The following is an 18,844-nucleotide window of genomic DNA, read 5'->3' as shown; positions in this document are numbered from 1 at the left end:
GATGGCGTTCACCGAGGTCAGCGCTGCGGGCGATCGTCAGCAGATCACCGTGGTGGGTGCCGGCATTGTCGGCACGGCCTGTGCGCTGCAGCTGCAGCGGGAGGGCCACCAGGTCACACTGCTCGATCAGGCGGGCATTGGCGAAGGCTGCTCGTTCGGCAACGCCGGCTGCCTGAGCGTGGCGTCGGTCGTGCCGATGGCGCTGCCGGGCATGCTGAAACAGGTGCCCAAATGGCTGGCCGATCCGATGGGTCCGCTGACGGTGCGCTGGCCCTATCTGCCGCGCGCGCTGCCGTGGCTGCTGCAATGGGTGCTTGCGGGCAACGAAGCGCAGGCCCGTGCGACGGCGCAGCCGCTGGCGAGTCTCTTCAGCGCGACCTTCCCCGGCTATCGCAACCTGCTCGACGCCGCGCAATACGGAAACCTGATCCGGCAGACGGGCCACCTGTATGTGTGGCGCACGCTGGCGCGTTCGTCGGGCGACGTGCTGGCGCAGTCCATTCGCGATGCCACAGGCGTGCGCTCGCAAGCCCTGAGCGGCGGTGAAGCGCGCGAACTGGAGCCTGCACTGGCCGCCGACATCCAATCTGGTTTACTGCTGCCCGACAACGGCTTCACGATCAACCCGGAACGGCTCGTCAAAACGCTGGCAGCCAATTTCATGGCGGCGGGCGGCACCTTCCTGCGCCGCAAGGTTCTGGACGTGGAGTTCGGCCGAAGCGACTACGGCGGCCCGACGCGGCTGCACACCGATTGCGGCACGCTGCCCGTGTCGAAACTGGTGCTGTGCGCGGGCGCGTGGTCGATGCGGCTGGGCGCGAAGCTCACCAGCATCCGCATTCCGCTCGACACCGAACGCGGCTATCACGCCACGCTGCGCGCCCCCACCGTGCCCCCCTCCCGGCCGATCATGGATTGCGAGCGCAAGTTCATCGCCACGCCCATGGAAGGCGGCTTGCGCATTGCCGGCACCGTGGAGATCGGCGGGCTGGACGCGCCGCCCGACTACCGCCGCGCGCGCATCCTCATGCAACAGGGCCAGCAGCTCTTTCCGGGCCTCAGATTCTCGGATGACAGCCAATGGATGGGCCATCGCCCCTCCTTGCCCGACAGCCTGCCCGTCATCGATCGCTCGGAGCGCCACCGCAACGTGTTCTTCGCGTTCGGACACGGCCATCTGGGCATGACGGGCGCGCCGGGCACCGCCCGACTCATCGCCGATCTGCTCAGCGAGCGCACGCCGTTCATCGACGCCCGCCCGTACGGCCTGCAACGGTTCAGCTAGCGCCAGCCAAGGCAAGCACCCGGCCGCCGACCGCACTGCCGCATAGTTTGTGCACAACATTTAGGCAATCCGGCGGTTTGGCGGTAAAATCCCGTCCTCGCATTTTTCACTCCCGTCGCTCCGCCCGATCGTCATCCGACGCTGGGCGGAAGGGGTGATTTTTCGTTTCTTTCAGCCGCTTCTTCCTCGCCAGCCTTGCAGATCGGACCGCATACCCTTCGCAACAACCTGTTCGTCGCCCCCATGGCGGGTGTGACGGACCGCCCGTTCCGCCAGCTCTGCAAGCGGCTGGGCGCGGGCTATGCGGTGTCCGAGATGGTCGCGTCCAACGCGCAGCTCTGGAAGAGCGAGAAGACCATGCGGCGCGCCAACCACACGGGCGAGGTCGAGCCGATCGCGGTGCAGATTGCCGGCGCCGAGCCGATGATGATGGCCGAAGCGGCGCGCTACAACGTCGATCGCGGCGCGCAGATCATCGACATCAACATGGGCTGCCCGGCCAAGAAGGTGTGCAACGTGGCCGCCGGTTCGGCGCTGCTGCAGAACGAGCCGCTGGTCCAGCGCATTGTCGAGGCCGTGGTCGGCGCAGTTGGCGATCGCGTGCCGGTGACGCTGAAAATCCGCACCGGTTGGGACCGCGAACACCGCAACGCATTGAGCGTGGCGCGCATTGCACAGGACGCGGGCATCAGCATGCTGACCGTGCACGGCCGCACGCGCGCCGATCTATATCACGGTGAAGCGGAATACGACACCATCGCCGCGGTCAAGGCGTCGGTGCGCATTCCGGTGGTGGCCAACGGCGACATCACCACGCCGGCCAAGGCCAAGCACGTGCTGGCCGTGACCGGCGCCGACGCCATCATGATCGGCCGCGCGGCGCAGGGCGCCCGTGGTTGTTCCGCGAGATTTCCCACTTCCTGCAGACCGGCACGCTGCTGCCCGCGCCGGAAGTGGAAGAGATTCGCGGCATCATGAACGCGCATTTGGAAGAGCACTACGCGTTCTATGGCGAATACACCGGCGTGCGCACCGCGCGCAAGCACATCGCCTGGTACACGCGCGGTTGGCGGGGGCCAACCTGTTCCGCCACCGCATGAACACCATCGAGGACACCGCGGCCCAGCTGGCCGCCGTCAATGCGTTCTTCGACGAGCAGCGTGCGCTGTCCGACCGCCTGGTCTATGAAGACCAGGCGACCGGTGGCGACCACCCCACGACGGGCAACAACGACAACAACAAGGAACTGCTTGCCGCATGAGCCGCAACCCGATCGAACGTTGCATCCGCGACAGCCTGGATGCGTATTACCGTGACCTGGACGGCGAGAACCCGTCCAACGTCTACGACATGGTGCTGCAGGCCATTGAACGGCCGCTGCTGGAAACCGTGATGGAATGGGCTTCCAACAACCAGTCGCAGGCGGCCGACTACCTCGGCATCAACCGCAACACGCTGCGCAAGAAGTTGCAGCAGCACGGCCTCATCTGAGGTTGCGGGCCGGCCTTTGAACCGATTTCCTTTCTGACGGCGCCTCCTGCCAGTTTGGCAAACCCAGCGCCACACCCGCCCACCGGCGTTTCCACCATGATCCAGCAAGCCCTGCTTTCCGTTTCCGACAAGACCGGCATCGTCGACTTTGCCCGTGCCCTGCACGAGCGCGGCGTCAAGCTCCTCTCCACCGGCGGCACCGCCAAGCTGCTCGCCGAATCCGGCCTGCCCGTGACGGAAGTGGCGGACTACACCGGCTTTCCGGAAATGCTCGACGGCCGCGTCAAGACGCTGCACCCGAAGGTGCACGGCGGCATCCTGGCCCGCCGCGACCTGCCCGAGCACATGGCCGCGCTGTCCGAACACAGCATCCCGACCATCGACCTGCTGGTCGTGAACCTGTACCCGTTCCAGCAGACGGTCGCCAAGGACGAATGCACGCTGGCCGACGCCATCGAGAACATCGACATCGGCGGCCCGACCATGCTGCGCTCGGCCGCGAAGAACCATCGCGATGTGACGGTCATCGTTGACCCGGCCGACTACGCCACCGTGCTGGCCGAAATGCAGGCCAACAACAACACGGTCGGCTACGACACCAACTTCATGCTGGCCAAGAAGGTGTTCGCGCACACCGCGCAGTACGACGGTGCAATCACCAACTACCTGACGAGCCTTGGCGCCGATAAGTCGCACAGCACGCGCAGCGCCTATCCGCAAACGCTGAACCTGGCCTTCGACAAGGTGCAGGAAATGCGTTACGGCGAGAATCCGCACCAGTCCGCCGCGTTCTACCGCGACCTGAAGGCCGTCGACGGCGCGCTCGCCAACTACACGCAACTGCAGGGCAAGGAGCTGTCGTACAACAACATTGCCGACGCCGATGCCGCGTGGGAATGCGTGAAGTCGTTCGACCCGGCCAAGGGCGCCGCGTGCGTCATCATCAAGCACGCCAACCCGTGCGGCGTGGCCATTGGCGGCACCGCGCAGGAAGCGTATGAGAAGGCCTTCAAGACCGATTCGACCTCGGCCTTCGGCGGCATCATCGCCTTCAACGTGCCGCTGGATGAAGCGGCCGCACAGGTGGTGGCCAAGCAGTTCGTGGAAGTGCTGATCGCCCCGGGCTTCTCGGAAGGCGCGCGTGCGGTGTTCGCAGCCAAGCAGAACGTGCGTGTGCTCGAGATTCCGCTGGGCAAGGGCGTGAACGCGTACGACTTCAAGCGCGTTGGCGGCGGCCTGCTGGTGCAGAGCCCGGATGCCAAGAACGTACAGCCGAGCGAGCTGCGCGTGGTCACCAAGCGCCACCCGACCCCGAAGGAAATGGACGACCTGATGTTCGCCTGGCGCGTCGCCAAGTTCGTCAAGTCGAACGCCATCGTGTTCTGCGGCGGCGGCATGACGCTGGGCGTGGGCGCCGGCCAGATGAGCCGTGTGGACTCGGCCCGCATCGCGAGCATCAAGGCGCAGAACGCCGGCCTGACGCTGGCCGGTTCGGCTGTGGCATCGGATGCGTTCTTCCCGTTCCGCGATGGCCTGGACGTGGTGGTCGACGCTGGCGCCTCGTGCGTGATCCAGCCGGGCGGCTCGGTGCGCGACGATGAAGTGATCGCCGCTGCCGACGAGCGCAACGTGGCGATGATCTTCACGGGCACCCGCCACTTCCGCCACTAAACGGCGCGGTCGTTCGACCGATCAGCGGGGCAAGGCGTAGACTGGCGCCTGCCCCGTTTTTCTTTTCTGCTTCGCTCCATTTCATGCGCATCCTCGGCATCGATCCCGGCCTTCGCACCACGGGTTTCGGCGTGCTCGAACGGCACGGCCACAAGCTCGTCTACGTGGCCTCGGGCACGATCAAGAGCAACGGCAATGCCGACCTGCCCAGCCGTCTGAAGACGCTGTATGACGGTGTCTCCGAACTGGTGAGCACCTACCGGCCGGACTGCGCTTCCATCGAAAAGGTGTTCGTCAACGTCAACCCGCAGTCGACGCTGCTGCTCGGCCAGGCCCGCGGCGCGGTGATCTGCGGCCTGATGAGCGGCAACCTGCCCGTGTTCGAATACACCGCGCTGCAACTGAAGCAGGCCGTGGTCGGCTACGGCCGCGCCAACAAGGATCAGGTGCAGGAAATGGTCGTGCGCCTGCTCAACCTCGAAGGCAGGCCGGGCGCCGATGCGTCCGATGCGCTGGGTGTGGCGATCTGCCATGCGCATGGCGGCGAAACGCTGGCCGCCATGGCCGGGCTGGCGCCGCAGCTTGCGCAAAAAGGGCTGCGCGTGCGGCGCGGGCGCCTCGTCGGCTGACAGCATTCTTAAAGCCGGCAGGTAGCTGCACCCACACACGGCGACTACCATGCGGGGTACCCGTCTTCAGGATTCAGGAGTCCCCCGATGCCGCGCCGTCTCGTCCTGCTGAGCCCGTTCGTCTTGAGTGCCTCGCTGGTGTTGTCCGCCTGCCGGCTGGAATACCACCACGGTGGCGGCAACGGCGGTGGCAACACCACGCCTATCGCAACCGTGCAGGTCATCGGCCATCGCGGTGCCTCCGCATTGCGGCCGGAGCACACGCTCGCCTCTTACCAGAAAGCCATCGACGACGGCGCCGACATCATCGAGCCGGATCTTGTCTCTACCAAAGACGGCGTGCTCGTTGCGCGCCACGAGAACGAAATCTCCGGCACGACGAACGTGGCCGACGTGGCAGCGTTTGCCGGCCGCAAGACCACCAAGACGATCGACGGCCAGAGCGTCACCGGCTGGTTCACCGAGGACTTCACGCTCGGTGAATTGAAAACGCTGCGCGCACGCGAACGCATCCCCAGCATCCGCCCCGACAACGTCGCCTACAACGACCAGTTCGACATCCCAACGCTCGACGAGATCATCGCGCTGGCCCGGGACCAATCCGCCAGGCTTGGCCGCAACATCGGCATCTATCCCGAGACGAAACATCCGACGTACTTCCAGTCGATAGGTCTGCCGCTCGAAGACAGGCTGATCGACGGCCTGCGCCGCGACGCCTTCACAGCCAGCCGCACGACGGTCTACATCCAGTCGTTCGAGGTCGCCAACCTCAAGGCCATCCGCAACAAGATCGGCAACAGCCAGCCGAACTGGAAGCTCGTGCAGCTGATGGGCACATCCGGACGACAGCCCTACGATTTTGTTGTCGCCAAAGACCGCCGCACCTTCGGCGACATGATGACAAGCCAGGGCATGCGCGACATCGCCGCGTACGCCAACGGCGTCGGCCCGGACAAGAGCAGCATCATGGGCTTCGACGCGAACGGCAAGCTGACCGATCCGACCGACTTGATCCGCAACGCGCACAACGCTGGGCTGGTCGTTCATCCGTACACCTTCCGCCCGGAGAACACCTTCCTGCCGCCGTCGCTGCGCAGCGGTGCCGATAACACGCGCAACGTCAACGGCTCGATTGCCGAGATCCAGACATTCCTGCGCGCGGGCGTCGATGGCTTCTTTACCGATGATCCGGCGGTGGGACGGCAAGCCGTGTCGACCTTCAAGCGCTAGTTGTTGCGCACCGGAACCGTAGCGCGCGGCTGACCCAGGATCGGCCGCGCGGTAGGTTTCGGCTACACTGCGTCCCGTTTTGGAGGAGGAACCCCACCCATGATCGGACGCATCGCCGGGACGCTGATCGAAAAGAACCCGCCGCACCTGCTGGTCGATTGCCACGGCGTCGGCTACGAGGTCGACGTGCCGATGAGCACGTTCTACAACCTGCCCGCCACCGGCGAAAAGGTCGTGCTGCTGACCCAGCAGATCGTGCGTGAGGACGCCCATCTGCTCTACGGTTTCGGCACCGCCGCCGAACGTGAAACCTTCCGCCAGCTCATCAAGATTTCCGGCATCGGCGCGCGCATTGCGCTGGCGGTACTGTCGGGCATGTCGGTGGCCGAACTCGCGCAGGCCGTCACGCTGCAGGAAGCCGGGCGGCTGACGCGCATCCCGGGGATCGGCAAGAAGACCGCCGAGCGCCTGCTGCTCGAACTCAAGGGCAAGCTGGGCGCCGACCTCGGTGCCGTGCCCGGCGGCCCGGCCGTCTCGGACGACGCGGTCGATGTGCTGAACGCCTTGCTGGCGCTGGGGTACTCCGACAAGGAAGCGGCGCTCGCCATCAAGCAGGTGCCGGCCGGCACGGGCGTCTCCGAGGGGATCAAGCTGGCGCTCAAGGCGCTGTCCAAGGGCTGACGCCCCGGCGCGGCAAGACGGTAGAATGGCCTGCTCGCGCCTTCCCGGCGCCGTCTGCCCGTCATGATCGAAACCGACAAGCTCGCCGCCAAGGCTGTCTCTGCTGAGCGCATCATCTCAGCCTCCCCCGCCTCCCCCAACGAGGAGGCGTTCGAGCGCGCGCTGCGCCCCAAGCTGCTCGACGAATATGTCGGCCAGGAAAAGGTGCGCGGCCAGCTCGACATCTTCATGACTGCGGCCAAGAACCGCAGCGAAGCGCTGGACCATGTGCTGCTGTTCGGCCCCCCAGGCCTCGGCAAGACAACGCTGGCGCACATCATCGCGCGCGAAATGGGCGTCAACCTGCGCCAGACTTCCGGCCCCGTGCTGGAGCGCCCGGGCGACCTGGCCGCGCTGCTCACGAACCTCGAAGCCAACGACGTCCTCTTCATCGACGAGATTCATCGGCTCTCGCCGGTGGTGGAAGAAATTCTGTACCCGGCGCTGGAGGACTACCAGATCGACATCATGATCGGCGAGGGCCCGGCGGCGCGCTCGGTCAAGCTCGATCTGCAGCCGTTCACGCTGGTGGGGGCCACCACGCGGGCCGGCATGCTGACCAACCCGTTGCGCGACCGCTTCGGGATCGTGGCGCGACTGGAGTTCTATACGCCGGCCGAACTGGCGAAGATCGTCACGCGCTCGTCGGGCCTGCTGAACGCCCATATCGTGGACGAAGGTGCGCTGGAAATCGCCAAGCGCTCGCGAGGCACGCCGCGTATCGCCAACCGCCTGCTGCGCCGCGTGCGCGACTACGCCGAGGTCAAGGCCGACGGCGTCATCACGCGCGAAGTCGCCGATGCCGCATTGGCCATGCTCGATGTGGACGCGGTCGGCTTCGACCTGATGGACCGCAAGCTGCTCGAAGCGATCCTACACAAGTTCAACGGCGGGCCGGTCGGCATCGACAACCTGGCCGCCGCCATCGGCGAAGAGCGCGACACGATTGAAGACGTGCTTGAGCCCTACCTGATCCAGCAGGGCTACCTGCAGCGCACGCCGCGCGGGCGGGTGGCTACGGCGTCGGCGTACCAGCACTTCGGGCTGGGCGCACCCAAGAGCGGCCCGGTCCCAGACCTCTGGGACGACAACAACAACTGACGAGCCGCCGCCATGACCGTCCAAAGTCCGTCGCGCAACTTCCGCTACTACGACTTCGTCATGGCCGCCTTCGTCACGGTGCTGCTGTGCTCGAACCTGATCGGTGCGGCCAAGGCGGCGCAAGTCACGCTGCCGATCCTCGGGCCGGTCACATTTGGCGCGGGCGTGCTGTTCTTCCCGATCTCGTACATCTTTGGCGACATCCTCACCGAGGTGTACGGCTACGGACGTGATCGGCGCGTGGTGTGGGCGGGTTTTGCTGCGCTGATCTTCGCGTCGTTCATGTCGCTGGTGGTGCTGGCGCTACCGGTAGCGCCGTTCATGGCCGGCTATCAGAAGAGCCTGAACGACGTGTTCGGCAACACGCCGCGCATCGTGGCGGGGTCGCTCATCGCATTCTGGTGCGGCAGCTTCGCCAACAGCTACACGCTGGCGAAGATGAAGATCGCGACGGAAGGGAAATGGCTGTGGACGCGCATCGTCGGGTCCACGGTGGTGGGCGAGGCGGTCGATTCGTCGCTGTTCTACGTGATCGCCTTCTACGGCATCTGGCCGCACGAACAGGTGCTGCGCGTGGCCATCGCGCAATACATCCTCAAGACCGGCTGGGAAATCGTCGCAACGCCACTCACCTACCGCGTCGTCGCCTTCCTCAAGCGCGCCGAGAACGAGGATTACTACGACCGCGATACCGACTTCACGCCGTTCCGGCTGAAGGTGTAGCGCGTTCAGGGAACGCGGCGGTCCACCTCGTCGAGCACCAGCAAATCCAGGTGCGCGACATCGCCCCACTGCAGCACGGTCAACTGATGACCGTCGGATGAAAGCCGGTTGATGCTCGCGTTGCGCAGCTCATGCCGACGCGGCTCCGTGAGTGTCATGGCGTTGGCGTGGCGATACAGGCAATCCAGCACGCCGCCGTGGCTGACCAGCGCGATGCGCTCACCGGGGTGACGGCGAATCAGGCGCAGCGCAGTCTCGACAGCGCGTTCGTGGAATGCAGTGAGTGTCTCGCCGCCGGGCGGCGCAAATTCCGGCACGCGGTTTTGCCAGGCATCAAACTCCGCCGGATGCTGGGCGGCAACTTCGGCGTACGTCAGGCCTTCGAACTGGCCGTAGCAGCGCTCGCGCAAGCCCGGGTCATCACGCACCGTCACATCCACTTCATCTGCCAGCGCCTGCGCCGTCTGCTTCGCTCGCGACAGATCGCTCGCATAGACCGCATCGAACTGCTCACGCGCGAGTGCCTTGCCCAACTGCGCAGCCTGCTCGAGCCCTTGCATGTTCAGCGGCACGTCGAGCTGGCCTTGCAGGCGGCGCTCACGGTTCCAGTCGGTCTCGCCGTGGCGGATGAGCACGATGTGCGTGATCTGCGGCATCGGCAGGGGGATGGCGGCGGCGCGTGGCATGTCAGGGTTCCTGGACGGATCAGACGGATTTGGCCGCTTCCGGCGTGGCGGTCTTGGCAACAGATGCAGCGGCTTGCGGCGCGATCTGCAGCCAGAACGTGACCGGACCATCGTTGACGAGCGACACCTTCATGTCGGCGCCAAACTCGCCGGTCGCCACGATGGGATGCTGGGCACGCGCGCGCGCCACGAAGTGCTCGTACAGGCGGCGACCATCTTCCGGCGCGGCGGCAGGCGTAAAACTCGGCCGCGTGCCGGACTTGGTATCGGCCGCCAGCGTGAACTGCGATACGACCAGCAATCCGCCCGCTTGCCCATTGCCGTCGATGTTGCGCACGGGCAGGTTCATCTTGCCTTGCGCGTCGGAGAACACGCGATAGTTCAGCAGCTTCTCCAGCAGACGATCGGCCTCGGCGGCGGTGTCCCCGCGTTCGGCACAGACCAGTGCGAGCAAACCCGGGCCGATCTCGCCGACGACGCGGCCGTCCACACGGACCGCCGCCTCGGACACACGCTGGATCAGTCCGATCACTTCAGCACCACGCGCGCAAAGCGACGCTTGCCGACCTGCATCACGAACGTGCCGGCGTCGACCTTCAGGCCCTTGTCGCTGACGACAGTGCCATCGATCTTCACGCCGCCCTGCTCGATGTTGCGGTTGGCGTCCGACGTGGACGGGCACAGCCCGGCCTGCTTGAGCAGTTGCGCAATGCCCAGCGGCGCGCCCGACAGCTCGATCTGCGGGATGTCGTCCGGCACACCGCCGCGTGCGCGGTGGTTGAAATCTTCCAGCGCGCGCTCGGCATCGGCCTGGCTGTGGAAACGGGCAACGATCTCCTGCGCCAGCAGCACTTTGCAATCGCGGGGGTTGCGGCCCAGCGCGATTTCTTGCTTCATTAGATCGATCTCGGCGAGCGGGCGGAACGACAGCAGCGTGTAGTACGTCCACATCAGGTCGTCGGAAATGCTCATCAGCTTGCCGAACATGTCGTTCGGCGCCTCGCTGATACCGACGTAGTTGCCCTTGGACTTGGACATCTTCTCGACGCCGTCCAGGCCAACCAGCAGCGGCATCGTCAGGATGCACTGCGGCTCCTGGCCGTATTCCTTCTGCAGTTCGCGGCCGACCAGCAGGTTGAACTTCTGGTCGGTGCCGCCCAGTTCCAGATCGGACTTGAGCGCGACCGAGTCGTAACCCTGCATCAGCGGGTAGAGGAATTCGTGCACCGAGATCGGCACGCCGGCCTTGTAGCGCTTGGTGAAGTCGTCGCGCTCCATCATGCGGGCGACGGTGTACTTGGCGGCGAGCTGGATGATGCCGCGCGCGCCCAGCGGGTCGCACCATTCGCTGTTGTAGCGGATCTCGGTCTTGCTCGGGTCCAGCACCATGCTGGCCTGGCGGTAGTACGTCTGCGCGTTGGCTTCGATCTGCTCGCGCGTGAGCGGCGGGCGCGTGGCGTTGCGGCCGGACGGGTCACCAATCGTCGACGTGAAATCGCCGATCAGGAAGATCACCTGATGCCCGAGGTCCTGCAGCTGGCGCATCTTGTTGAGCACCACGGTGTGGCCGATGTGAATGTCGGGCGCCGTCGGGTCCAGGCCCAGCTTGATGCGCAGGGGCACGCCGGTCGCGGCGCTCTTGGCCAGCTTCTGCTCCCACTCGGCGGCGATCAGCAGTTCGTCGCAGCCGCGCAGCGACACTTCCATCGCGTGCGCCACCTCCGGGGTGACCGGATACTTGGGTTTGCCCGGCGTGGCGTTGTCGGAAGCGGCGGAAGTGGCAGATGCGGTCATGGCAAAAGGAAAGGTCACCGCGCCGCACATGGAAAACGGCGCGAACGGATCAACAATCGGGGAAACGGTGCGTGCGCGATGGCCGACATCGATTCGAACGTGCCGGCCGCGCAATCCCGCGATTTTACCGTGATGTGTCCATTTGGCCCGCCATTGCGCTGGTAAGCTGTCGCGCATGAGCCATTCCAACCACACCGCACTCCCCGCCGATCGCTACATCGGCCTGATGTCGGGCACCAGCCTGGACGGCGTCGACGGCGTGCTGGCGGAATTTTCCGGCGAACACCCGGCCGTCCTCGCCGACGCCTACGTGCCTTTCTCGCCCGAACTGCGTCAGCGCTTTCTGGACCTGCAACACACCGGCCACGACGAGATCCATCGCGAAGCGCTGGCCGCCAACGCGCTGGCCGCGGTCTACGCCGGATGCGTTGCCAAGCTGCTTGCCGCCGCGGGCCTGGTCGCGCGCGACGTGCGGGCCATCGGCGCGCACGGACAGACAATCCGTCATCAGCCCGGCGCGCATGACGGCATCGGCTACACGCGCCAGAGCCAGCACCCTGCGGTGTTGGCTGAACGCACCGGCATCGACGTCGTTGCCGATTTCCGCAGCCGCGACATCGCCGCCGGGGGCCAAGGGGCGCCGCTCGTACCGGCGGTGCATCGCGCGCTGTTCGGTCTGCCGGATGCATGGCGCGTGGTGTGCAACATTGGCGGCATCGCTAATCTCACCGTCTTGCCGCCGCAGGCTTCGGACGCGCGCGACGCCGTGCTCGGCTTCGACTGCGGCCCGGGCAACGCGCTGATGGACTATTGGGTCCATACGCACCGCGACACCCGCTACGACGCCGACGGCACCTGGGCCCGCACCGGGCGCATCGACGAAACCCTGCTCGCGCGCCTGAAGGCCGAGCCGTTCTTTGCGGCGCCGCCCCCCAAGAGCACCGGCCGCGACCTGTTCAACCCGGCATGGCTGCAAAAAACCCTCGGCGATGCGTTGAACGCCGCCCGCCCCGAAGATGTTCAAGCCACGCTGCTCGCACTCACCGCTGACACCATCACCGATGCCGTACGTGCCCACGCGCCGCAGGCGGAATCGCTGTTGGTCTGCGGCGGCGGAGCCCGCAACGGCGCGCTGATGGCACGTATCGCGCAGCAATTGCCAGGCGTGCGGGTCGCGCCGACCGATGATTTCGGCGTGCCCGCGCATCAGGTCGAGGCATTGGCCTTCGCGTGGCTCGCGCGACAGTGCGTGCGGCGCGCCCACGGCAATCTGCACACCGCAACCGGCGCATCGGGCGGCCGCATCCTGGGCGCGATCTACGCGGCCTGAGCGTCCATCCATCTGCAGGCAACAAAAAAGCGCACCGAAGTGCGCTTTTTCTTTACAGCGATGCGGCGTCAGACCGAGAACGACGAGCCGCAACCACACGTGGTCGAAGCATTCGGGTTCTTGATGACGAACTGTGCGCCGTTGATGTCTTCCTTGTAGTCGATCTCGGCGCCCACCAGGTACTGGTAGCTCATCGAGTCGATCAAGAGCGACACGCCATTCTTGGTCATGGTCGTATCGTCTTCGTTGGTCTCTTCGTCAAAGGTGAAGCCGTACTGGAAGCCCGAGCACCCGCCGCCTTGCACGAACACGCGCAGCTTCAACTCCGGGTTGCCTTCTTCTTCAATCAGTTGCTTGACCTTGTCCGCAGCGCTGTCCGTAAAGACCAGCGGAGCCGGAACCTCGTTCACATCGGGCGTGGCTGCCTGCGCGACTGCGTTCATGAAAATCTCCTGTGGGAACGTCTGAAACTTGCCTGTATTTTAAGCGCAAGCTGCAAATCGTGCCGAAGCCCCGCGTTTCAAGTGGGCATTGTGCGGTGCGCCAGCAACGGCCGGCGCGGGATGTGATCAATCCTGATTGGATGCCAGCTTGAGATTCGGCAGCAACTTCACATCGCCAGGCGCAGCGTGCGTCAGCGTGCCCATGACGACGGCACCCTGGTGCATTTCCAGCGCCGCATATTGCACGTTGCCCTCGATGCGCGCCTTCGGCTGCAGCTCCAGCAACTCCGCCACATGCACGGGACCGACCACCGTGCCGTTCAGGATCAGGTGCCCGACGTGGACTTCACCTTCCACGCGGGCGCTGTCGGTAATCACCAACATGCTGGGCTTGTCCGGATCGCCGTAGATGTTGCCTTTAATCTCCCCGTCGATCCGCAAACCGCCAGAGAAGCGCAAATCCCCCTCCAGCTTGGTGCGGGCGCCAAGTAGCGTTTCAATCGCCAGCCCTTTCTTTTTGCCAAACAGCATCGTCGACTCCTCTGTGTACGGATCCTCGACAGGACAGCGCCCGTCAGATGGAAAAACTCTGGCTCGCTTTGATCTTGCCGTTCTGCAGCACTTTCACCATCACCGATTGCACCGTGGTGCCGGGAGGCACGTCGACCCAACCCTCGAGCCGCTGGTAGTGCGTGAGCTTGACGCGGGCGCTGGCGGCGGGCGATCCGCTGACCACCGAACCCGGGAAATCGATCGTAGCAGGTTTGCCACCTTGCACCACGTTCAGCGTGAGCGCCAATTGCCCCTCGAATTCTGAGACCGGTGCGAAGGCCTTGCCGCCGCCTTGCATCAGCAGAACCCGGAAGCGCATGCGCGTCGGTAGGGCCTCGTCCGGTGCGATGCGGAAGCTGCGCACGTAAATCCCGGCGGAATTAGTGGGCGCAGGCAAGAGGCTATCGAAGAAGGCCAGATCCTCCTTCAACTGTGCGTTTTCAGTTTCCAGCGCCTTGAGTTGCTCGGCCATCTGGGCCTGGGCGCCTTCGGCGATACCCAGACGGGCATCCACCGTGCCGGCGGACGCAGCCAGCTTGTCTCGCTCGGCCTGCACGGCGGACAACTTGGCGGTCAGTTCGCGGTTCATTGCCCGCAAATCGGCGTCGTGCGGCCCCGTCAGGCGGCGCCCTTCCTCGAAGGCCCACAGCGCCGCGGCCGCCGCAAGCCCAAATACCACCGCAATCAGCAGAACCGTTACCGGCCAGGGCAAGCGCGAACGTACGGTGACGTTCGGGGCAAGCACGGAGGCGCGACGCAACAAGCGACGCGCCTTCATGCGCGCGCCTCCTGACCCGCGTTGCGAATCAGAATCGGATTAGGAGAAACAGCGGATTGCATCATACGGACCGAACGCTAACGAAATGTGAATTGTAGTCTCGCCGACATGTCGGAGCTGTTGCAAAGGGTAAGCAAGGCGCTGGAAACATCACACCGTTTGGTTCGAACGCTCCAAAACAAAAAACCACACCCGAGGGTGTGGTTTTTTGCTGAAGCAACAGGAAGCGGATTAACGCTTCGAGAACTGCTTGGCGCGGCGGGCCTTGCGCAGACCGACCTTCTTACGCTCGACTTCACGTGCATCGCGCGTCACCAGACCGGCCTTCGACAGGGCGGGCTTGAGCGTTGCATCGTAATCGATCAGGGCGCGGGTGATGCCGTGACGCACAGCACCGGCTTGGCCGGTTTCACCGCCGCCAACCACGTTCACCTTGATGTCGAACGTAGCTGCGTGGTTGGTCAGTTCCAGCGGCTGACGCACGATCATCAGCGAGGTTTCACGAGCAAAGTACTCGTTGATGGCCTTGCCGTTGACAATGATGTCGCCCTTGCCGGACTTGATGAAGACACGTGCCACAGCGCTCTTGCGGCGGCCGGTGCCATAGTTCCAGTTTCCGATCATGGATTAGGCCCCTTAGATTTCCAGCGCTTTCGGCTGCTGAGCTTCGTGCGGATGCGAGCCTTCGGCGTAAACCTTCAGCTTCTTGATCATCGCGTAGCCCAGCGGACCCTTCGGCAGCATGCCCTTCACAGCCTTCTCCAGGGCGCGGCCCGGGAAACGCTGCTGCATCTTGCCAAACGTCGTTTCGTAGATACCGCCCGGGTAACCCGAGTGGCGATAGTACTTCTTGTCGGTCGTCTTGGCGCCCGTCACACGCAGCTTGGCTGCGTTGATAACGATGATGAAATCGCCGGTATCGACGTGCGGAGTGAATTCGGGCTTGTGCTTGCCGCGCAGTCGGTGTGCCACTTCGCTGGCGACACGCCCGAGGACCTTGTCCGTCGCGTCAATCACGTACCAATCGCGCTTCACCTCATGGGGCTTTGCGGAAAAGGTCTTCATGATTTTTCCAAATATTGAGTCAGTGCCCGAGTGGACCCGTATCGCGCCGAGAACTTGCGTTCAGACTGCTCACGAACGGATCGTCTTGCGGACGCCTGCGCAACCCCATGCGAGGTCATCGCCGGCCCGCCTTCCCGCTTGTTGGTGCGGGCTCTCTGGATTTCTTTTCCGCGGGCAATCCGGAAAAGATTTCGATTGTACCCCGCAGAGACCCCTTGGCACAAGAAAAAAGGCACGCCCGAGGCCAATGGGCGAAAAAAAACCCAAGCCATGAAGCTTGGGTTTGAATCCACCAAAGGAGGAGGGTGGAGGAGACACCTGCTGATCGTTGACTTGGTGGGTTGCACCGCATCAGCCGATCCAATGGTGCAAATTATACCCAGTTCTGGGGCATGCGCAAGGAAATTTGCACTACGAAATTGCATTTCGCAATGCGGAACGCGAATCGCATGATCGATAGGCCATCATTTCCTTTTAAAATCAATGGCTTGTGAAAAATACCGATTCATCGAACGGGTCCACACTAGAGATATCCTTCCAATTCTGGCGCGATTTGGGTGCAGAAGAGGCGGGTTGCACCTTTTCACGCGGGTATCACTGTCAAGCCGCGTTCACCCTAGGCTGGCAACGCGGGCGGTGGCCGATGGCTACAATGTGGCTTTTCGTCGGCGCTGGCCGACCTTCTGCACAAGGATTGGACATGGATTGCACAGTGAGCTGGACCGGCCCGGACGGCATGGCGTTTTTGGCCGAAACCGGCAGCGGCCATCTCGTCACGATGGATGGCGCGCCGGACGGCGGCGGCCGCAATCTGGCGCCGCGCCCGATGGAAATGGTCTTGCTGGGCACCGGCGGCTGCACCGCTTATGACGTGGTGCTGATTCTCAAACGCGGTCGCCAGGACGTGCAGGGCTGCAGCGTCAAGCTGCACGCCGACCGGGCTGACACCGACCCGAAGGTTTTTACGCGCATCCACTTCACCTTCACGGTGACGGGGCGCAACCTGAAGCGGGAAACGGTGGAACGGGCCGTGCAGCTCTCGCACGAGAAATACTGTTCGGCGTCGATCATGCTGGCCAAGACGGCCGAGATCACACACTCGTTGGAGCTGGTGGACCTGGCCAGCCAGCCGACAGCATCGGAATAAGAAGCGAAGCGGACCGATAAGCCGGATTCTGTGCGCCGCGTGGCCGAAACCAGCGGCGTGACAACCATTCCTCTAGACCGGCTGTTGCCAGCCGGCTCAAGCTCCCTACCCGCAGACTCAGCGAGCCGCTTCATCGCCTGCTTACTTGGGATTGCTCCGGGTGGAGGTTACCGCGTTTCACCCTTCGCCCTGGCCGAAGCCTGGGCAAAGACTCGTCTCTGTGGCCCTATTCCGCACGTCACCGTGGATGGTCGTTAGCCATCACCCTGCTCTATGGAGTCCGGACTTTCCTCCCCTTCCGCTCGCACGAGGCGGCGGAAGCAGCGGTTGTCTGGTCCGCTTCGCGAGGCGCGAGTCTAGCACTGTTCAGGTACGACGCGCCGCCGGCCCGGCCGAAAGACCGTCGTGTCCAGATAGAAGTCGGCGTCTTCGTTGGCATCGCACCAACCCGGGATCCCCATGACCGGCAAGGGGCGGAAATGGCGGGGTGCGAGATCGGCATGCAGCAGCGTCTCGGCCAGCGCAGCGTCGAGCGAGGGCCGATCCGCGGGCAACGCGGCCACATGCACCGGCCACGCATGGGCCGTGATCGACTTGTAAGGCGCGACCAGCTTTTCCAAGACTGCGTGACCGAACGGCAGAACCGCGCACGTGGCGCCCCAGGCCGCCCTGCCGTCGACGAACAAACCGCGCCAGTCGAACGCGGTCAGGCAGCGCTCCGGCGCGTCTTCGGTGTGCAGGAAGATCAGGGCGTTTTCGTCGAACAGCGTGGCGGCATCGCGAACGGTGCCGCGCGCCGCGCCAATCCCGTCCTGCGTAATCGCCCGCGCCTGGCGCGCGTTGAGCGCTGCCTTCGCACGCGGCCAATGCAGCCAGATCAGGGCGTTGAAAAAGTCGTGGAGATTGTCCCGCGTCGGCACCTCGCCGGTGGCGGCGATGTGTGCTTCGTAAGCGATGCCGGCCGGCAGAACATCTTGCGGGACGAAGCGCAGAGCATGACCGCCGTACGTGCGGATCGCTTGTGCCGCCGGCTGCGCGTTCAGTGCGTCTCGAAGATCAGCGCCGCGCGCGATTGCGTCTGCAATCGGCGCGCCGATTGCAGCGAGCGGTGCGAACGCCGGATGGCCCCAGTCGATCGCACCGAGATCAGCGGCCAGCAAGTCAGACAGACTTCCAGCGCAGCATCTCGCCGCCGCGCAACGGCACCAGCGTCTGCTCGCCGAACGGCACTTCGGCGGGAAGCTGCCATTGCGAGCGCGTGAGCGTCAGCGTGCCAGCGTTGCGCGGCAGGCCGTAGAAATCCGGCCCGTGGAGGCTCGCGAAACCTTCGAGCTTGTCGAGTGCGTTGGCGTCTTCAAAGGCCTCGGCGTACAGCTCCATGGCGTGCAGCGCGGTGTAGCAGCCGGCGCAACCGCAGGCGTGTTCCTTCACGCCCTTGGCGTGCGGCGCGCTGTCGGTACCGAGGAAGAAGCGCGGGTGGCCCGAGGTGGCCGCGGCCACGAGCGCCAGGCGGTGTGTTTCGCGCTTGAGCACCGGCAGGCAGTAGTAATGCGGGCGGATGCCACCGACAAACAATGCGTTGCGGTTGTACAGCAAATGATGCGCGGTGATGGTGGCGCCGACCGGGCCTTCCGCATCGCGCACGTATTCGGCGGCGTGCCTGGTGGTGATGTGCTCGAACACGACCTTCAGCGCGGGGAAGTCGCGGCGCAGCGGCAGCATCACCGTGTCGATGAAGACGGCTTCGCGATCGAAGATGTCGACGGTCGGGTCGGTCACCTCGCCGTGCACGAGCAGCGGCATGCCGACTTCCTGCATGGCTTCGAGCGTCTTGGCGCAGCGGCGCAGGTCCGTCACGCCGGCATCGCTGTTGGTGGTGGCGCCGGCCGGATACAGCTTCACGCCGTGGATGAAACCGCTTGCGCGGGCCTCGCGGATGACGTCCGGCGACGTGTTGTCGGTCAGGTACAGCGTCATCAGCGGCTCGAACTGCGTGCCTGCGGGCAAGGCGGCGAGAATGCGCTCGCGGTAGGCGCGTGCCTGGGCGGTGGTCGTCACCGGCGGCTTGAGGTTCGGCATGATGATCGCCCGGCCGAACTGGCGTGCGGTGTCGCCCACCACATCGGCGAGGGCATCGCCGTCGCGCAGGTGCAGGTGCCAGTCATCGGGGCGGACGATCGTAAGAGTGTCGGTCATGGT

The 18,844-nt window shown here is 64.7% G+C and carries 21 protein-coding genes, 1 other RNA gene and 1 pseudogene; 12 read left to right on the top strand and 11 right to left on the bottom strand.

Going from position 1 to position 18,844, the window contains the following annotated elements; genetic code table 11:
- The first annotated feature begins 1 nt into the window (after window position 1).
- The 10 genes and pseudogenes from FUT88_RS18605 (at window position 2) to FUT88_RS18565 (ending at window position 8,850) form a co-directional block, all read left to right on the top strand.
- Complete coding sequence (locus FUT88_RS18605) at window positions 2–1,285, top strand: NAD(P)/FAD-dependent oxidoreductase (RefSeq protein ID WP_147217308.1); 1,284 nt, start codon at window positions 2–4, stop codon at window positions 1,283–1,285.
- Window positions 1,286–1,528: 243 nt separating this feature from the next.
- Window positions 1,529–2,385, top strand: a pseudogene (gene dusB, locus FUT88_RS18600) (tRNA dihydrouridine synthase DusB).
- The gene (locus tag FUT88_RS27205) at window positions 2,382–2,546 is read left to right on the top strand and encodes a hypothetical protein (RefSeq protein ID WP_410003890.1); all 165 of its coding nucleotides are present in this window, start codon (window positions 2,382–2,384) and stop codon (window positions 2,544–2,546) included. The pseudogene dusB and the gene FUT88_RS27205 overlap by 4 nt, the downstream one beginning before the upstream one ends.
- A complete protein-coding gene (locus FUT88_RS18595; RefSeq protein ID WP_004635563.1) occupies window positions 2,543–2,776 on the top strand; it encodes a Fis family transcriptional regulator in 234 nt (77 codons plus the stop codon). The genes FUT88_RS27205 and FUT88_RS18595 overlap by 4 nt, the downstream gene beginning before the upstream one ends.
- 96 nt (window positions 2,777–2,872) lie before the next feature.
- Window positions 2,873–4,447 carry a bifunctional phosphoribosylaminoimidazolecarboxamide formyltransferase/IMP cyclohydrolase gene (gene purH, locus FUT88_RS18590; protein WP_147217306.1) on the top strand — a complete coding sequence of 525 codons (1,575 nt, stop codon included), beginning with the start codon at window positions 2,873–2,875 and terminating at the stop codon, window positions 4,445–4,447.
- Between the two features lie 83 nt (window positions 4,448–4,530).
- Window positions 4,531–5,076 carry a crossover junction endodeoxyribonuclease RuvC gene (gene ruvC, locus FUT88_RS18585; protein WP_045785821.1) on the top strand — a complete coding sequence of 182 codons (546 nt, stop codon included), beginning with the start codon at window positions 4,531–4,533 and terminating at the stop codon, window positions 5,074–5,076.
- A gap of 87 nt (window positions 5,077–5,163) precedes the next feature.
- Window positions 5,164–6,306, top strand: coding sequence for a glycerophosphodiester phosphodiesterase (locus FUT88_RS18580; protein ID WP_147217304.1), 1,143 nt, complete (start codon window positions 5,164–5,166; stop codon window positions 6,304–6,306).
- Window positions 6,307–6,405: 99 nt separating this feature from the next.
- Window positions 6,406–6,987 (top strand): Holliday junction branch migration protein RuvA, encoded by a 582-nt coding sequence (gene ruvA, locus FUT88_RS18575; protein WP_147217302.1) that lies wholly within the window; start codon window positions 6,406–6,408, stop codon window positions 6,985–6,987.
- A 63-nt stretch (window positions 6,988–7,050) separates the two neighbouring features.
- Window positions 7,051–8,127, top strand: a complete 1,077-nt coding sequence (ruvB, locus tag FUT88_RS18570) for a Holliday junction branch migration DNA helicase RuvB (protein WP_027678204.1) — start codon at window positions 7,051–7,053, stop codon at window positions 8,125–8,127.
- Window positions 8,128–8,139: 12 nt separating this feature from the next.
- Entirely contained in the window at window positions 8,140–8,850 is a 711-nt protein-coding gene (locus tag FUT88_RS18565; protein ID WP_147217300.1) for a queuosine precursor transporter, read from the top strand.
- 5 nt (window positions 8,851–8,855) lie between these two features.
- On the opposite strand, the gene FUT88_RS18560 is transcribed toward FUT88_RS18565, so the two are convergent.
- Genes FUT88_RS18560 through tyrS form a run of 3 tightly spaced genes read right to left on the bottom strand, consistent with a single transcriptional unit; the run spans window position 8,856 to window position 11,330 of the window.
- A complete protein-coding gene (locus tag FUT88_RS18560) occupies window positions 8,856–9,536 on the bottom strand; it encodes a histidine phosphatase family protein (protein WP_147217298.1) in 681 nt (226 codons plus the stop codon).
- 19 nt (window positions 9,537–9,555) lie between these two features.
- Window positions 9,556–10,068 carry a D-aminoacyl-tRNA deacylase gene (gene dtd / locus FUT88_RS18555; protein ID WP_147217296.1) on the bottom strand — a complete coding sequence of 171 codons (513 nt, stop codon included), beginning with the start codon at window positions 10,066–10,068 and terminating at the stop codon, window positions 9,556–9,558.
- The gene (gene tyrS / locus FUT88_RS18550; protein ID WP_147217294.1) at window positions 10,065–11,330 is read right to left on the bottom strand and encodes a tyrosine--tRNA ligase; all 1,266 of its coding nucleotides are present in this window, start codon (window positions 11,328–11,330) and stop codon (window positions 10,065–10,067) included. The genes dtd and tyrS overlap by 4 nt, the downstream gene beginning before the upstream one ends.
- A 175-nt stretch (window positions 11,331–11,505) precedes the next feature.
- Here tyrS and FUT88_RS18545 point away from each other — a divergent pair, with 175 nt between their 5' ends.
- The gene (locus FUT88_RS18545; RefSeq protein WP_147217292.1) at window positions 11,506–12,660 is read left to right on the top strand and encodes an anhydro-N-acetylmuramic acid kinase; all 1,155 of its coding nucleotides are present in this window, start codon (window positions 11,506–11,508) and stop codon (window positions 12,658–12,660) included.
- Window positions 12,661–12,728: 68 nt separating this feature from the next.
- On the opposite strand, the gene erpA is transcribed toward FUT88_RS18545, so the two are convergent.
- From erpA to rplM, 5 genes are all read right to left on the bottom strand, one after another.
- Window positions 12,729–13,103 carry an iron-sulfur cluster insertion protein ErpA gene (gene erpA, locus FUT88_RS18540; protein WP_004633183.1) on the bottom strand — a complete coding sequence of 125 codons (375 nt, stop codon included), beginning with the start codon at window positions 13,101–13,103 and terminating at the stop codon, window positions 12,729–12,731.
- Between the two features lie 126 nt (window positions 13,104–13,229).
- Window positions 13,230–13,634: a polymer-forming cytoskeletal protein gene (locus FUT88_RS18535; RefSeq protein ID WP_012761179.1), complete on the bottom strand. Its 405-nt coding sequence runs from the start codon at window positions 13,632–13,634 to the stop codon at window positions 13,230–13,232.
- A 43-nt stretch (window positions 13,635–13,677) separates the two neighbouring features.
- A complete protein-coding gene (locus FUT88_RS18530) occupies window positions 13,678–14,433 on the bottom strand; it encodes a DUF6776 family protein (RefSeq protein ID WP_147217290.1) in 756 nt (251 codons plus the stop codon).
- A gap of 231 nt (window positions 14,434–14,664) precedes the next feature.
- Complete coding sequence (gene rpsI, locus FUT88_RS18525) at window positions 14,665–15,057, bottom strand: 30S ribosomal protein S9 (RefSeq protein ID WP_004633190.1); 393 nt, start codon at window positions 15,055–15,057, stop codon at window positions 14,665–14,667.
- A gap of 12 nt (window positions 15,058–15,069) precedes the next feature.
- The gene (rplM, locus tag FUT88_RS18520; RefSeq protein ID WP_009239122.1) at window positions 15,070–15,498 is read right to left on the bottom strand and encodes a 50S ribosomal protein L13; all 429 of its coding nucleotides are present in this window, start codon (window positions 15,496–15,498) and stop codon (window positions 15,070–15,072) included.
- A gap of 700 nt (window positions 15,499–16,198) precedes the next feature.
- Here rplM and FUT88_RS18515 point away from each other — a divergent pair.
- The gene (locus FUT88_RS18515; RefSeq protein WP_102064514.1) at window positions 16,199–16,645 is read left to right on the top strand and encodes an OsmC family protein; all 447 of its coding nucleotides are present in this window, start codon (window positions 16,199–16,201) and stop codon (window positions 16,643–16,645) included.
- A 1-nt stretch (window position 16,646) separates the two neighbouring features.
- Here the strand turns inward: FUT88_RS18515 and rnpB are convergent.
- The 3 genes from rnpB to pyrC all read right to left on the bottom strand — a co-directional run bounded on the left by rnpB (window position 16,647) and on the right by pyrC (window position 18,841).
- An RNA gene (gene rnpB / locus FUT88_RS18510) (RNase P RNA component class A) lies at window positions 16,647–16,988 on the bottom strand.
- Window positions 16,989–17,001: 13 nt separating this feature from the next.
- Window positions 17,002–17,802, bottom strand: a complete 801-nt coding sequence (locus FUT88_RS18505) for a DUF3025 domain-containing protein (RefSeq protein ID WP_147217328.1) — start codon at window positions 17,800–17,802, stop codon at window positions 17,002–17,004.
- 4 nt (window positions 17,803–17,806) lie between these two features.
- On the bottom strand, window positions 17,807–18,841 hold the full coding sequence (gene pyrC, locus FUT88_RS18500; protein ID WP_147217288.1) for a dihydroorotase: 1,035 nt from the start codon (window positions 18,839–18,841) through the stop codon (window positions 17,807–17,809).
- Window positions 18,842–18,844 lie beyond the last annotated feature (3 nt).

The organism is Ralstonia sp. TCR112 (assembly GCF_007997035.1).
In the GTDB taxonomy this organism is placed as follows: domain Bacteria; phylum Pseudomonadota; class Gammaproteobacteria; order Burkholderiales; family Burkholderiaceae; genus Ralstonia; species Ralstonia edaphi.
This window is presented reverse-complemented; position numbering and strand designations above follow the sequence as displayed.

Bases quoted from the DNA above. Each gene is read 5' to 3' on its own strand.
- FUT88_RS18515 (WP_102064514.1), top strand. From the start codon at position 16,199: ATGGATTGCACAGTGAGCTGGACCGGCCCGGACGGCATGGCGTTTTTG.
- rpsI (WP_004633190.1), bottom strand. From the start codon at position 15,057: ATGATCGGAAACTGGAACTATGGCACCGGCCGCCGCAAGAGCGCTGTG.
- FUT88_RS18595 (WP_004635563.1), top strand. From the start codon at position 2,543: ATGAGCCGCAACCCGATCGAACGTTGCATCCGCGACAGCCTGGATGCG.
- FUT88_RS27205 (WP_410003890.1), top strand. From the start codon at position 2,382: ATGAACACCATCGAGGACACCGCGGCCCAGCTGGCCGCCGTCAATGCG.
- FUT88_RS18605 (WP_147217308.1), top strand. From the start codon at position 2: ATGGCGTTCACCGAGGTCAGCGCTGCGGGCGATCGTCAGCAGATCACC.
- FUT88_RS18545 (WP_147217292.1), top strand. From the start codon at position 11,506: ATGAGCCATTCCAACCACACCGCACTCCCCGCCGATCGCTACATCGGC.
- pyrC (WP_147217288.1), bottom strand. From the start codon at position 18,841: ATGACCGACACTCTTACGATCGTCCGCCCCGATGACTGGCACCTGCAC.
- erpA (WP_004633183.1), bottom strand. From the start codon at position 13,103: ATGAACGCAGTCGCGCAGGCAGCCACGCCCGATGTGAACGAGGTTCCG.
- FUT88_RS18565 (WP_147217300.1), top strand. From the start codon at position 8,140: ATGACCGTCCAAAGTCCGTCGCGCAACTTCCGCTACTACGACTTCGTC.
- ruvB (WP_027678204.1), top strand. From the start codon at position 7,051: ATGATCGAAACCGACAAGCTCGCCGCCAAGGCTGTCTCTGCTGAGCGC.
- FUT88_RS18530 (WP_147217290.1), bottom strand. From the start codon at position 14,433: ATGAAGGCGCGTCGCTTGTTGCGTCGCGCCTCCGTGCTTGCCCCGAAC.
- FUT88_RS18580 (WP_147217304.1), top strand. From the start codon at position 5,164: ATGCCGCGCCGTCTCGTCCTGCTGAGCCCGTTCGTCTTGAGTGCCTCG.
- purH (WP_147217306.1), top strand. From the start codon at position 2,873: ATGATCCAGCAAGCCCTGCTTTCCGTTTCCGACAAGACCGGCATCGTC.
- FUT88_RS18560 (WP_147217298.1), bottom strand. From the start codon at position 9,536: ATGCCACGCGCCGCCGCCATCCCCCTGCCGATGCCGCAGATCACGCAC.
- FUT88_RS18535 (WP_012761179.1), bottom strand. From the start codon at position 13,634: ATGCTGTTTGGCAAAAAGAAAGGGCTGGCGATTGAAACGCTACTTGGC.
- rplM (WP_009239122.1), bottom strand. From the start codon at position 15,498: ATGAAGACCTTTTCCGCAAAGCCCCATGAGGTGAAGCGCGATTGGTAC.
- ruvA (WP_147217302.1), top strand. From the start codon at position 6,406: ATGATCGGACGCATCGCCGGGACGCTGATCGAAAAGAACCCGCCGCAC.
- ruvC (WP_045785821.1), top strand. From the start codon at position 4,531: ATGCGCATCCTCGGCATCGATCCCGGCCTTCGCACCACGGGTTTCGGC.
- tyrS (WP_147217294.1), bottom strand. From the start codon at position 11,330: ATGACCGCATCTGCCACTTCCGCCGCTTCCGACAACGCCACGCCGGGC.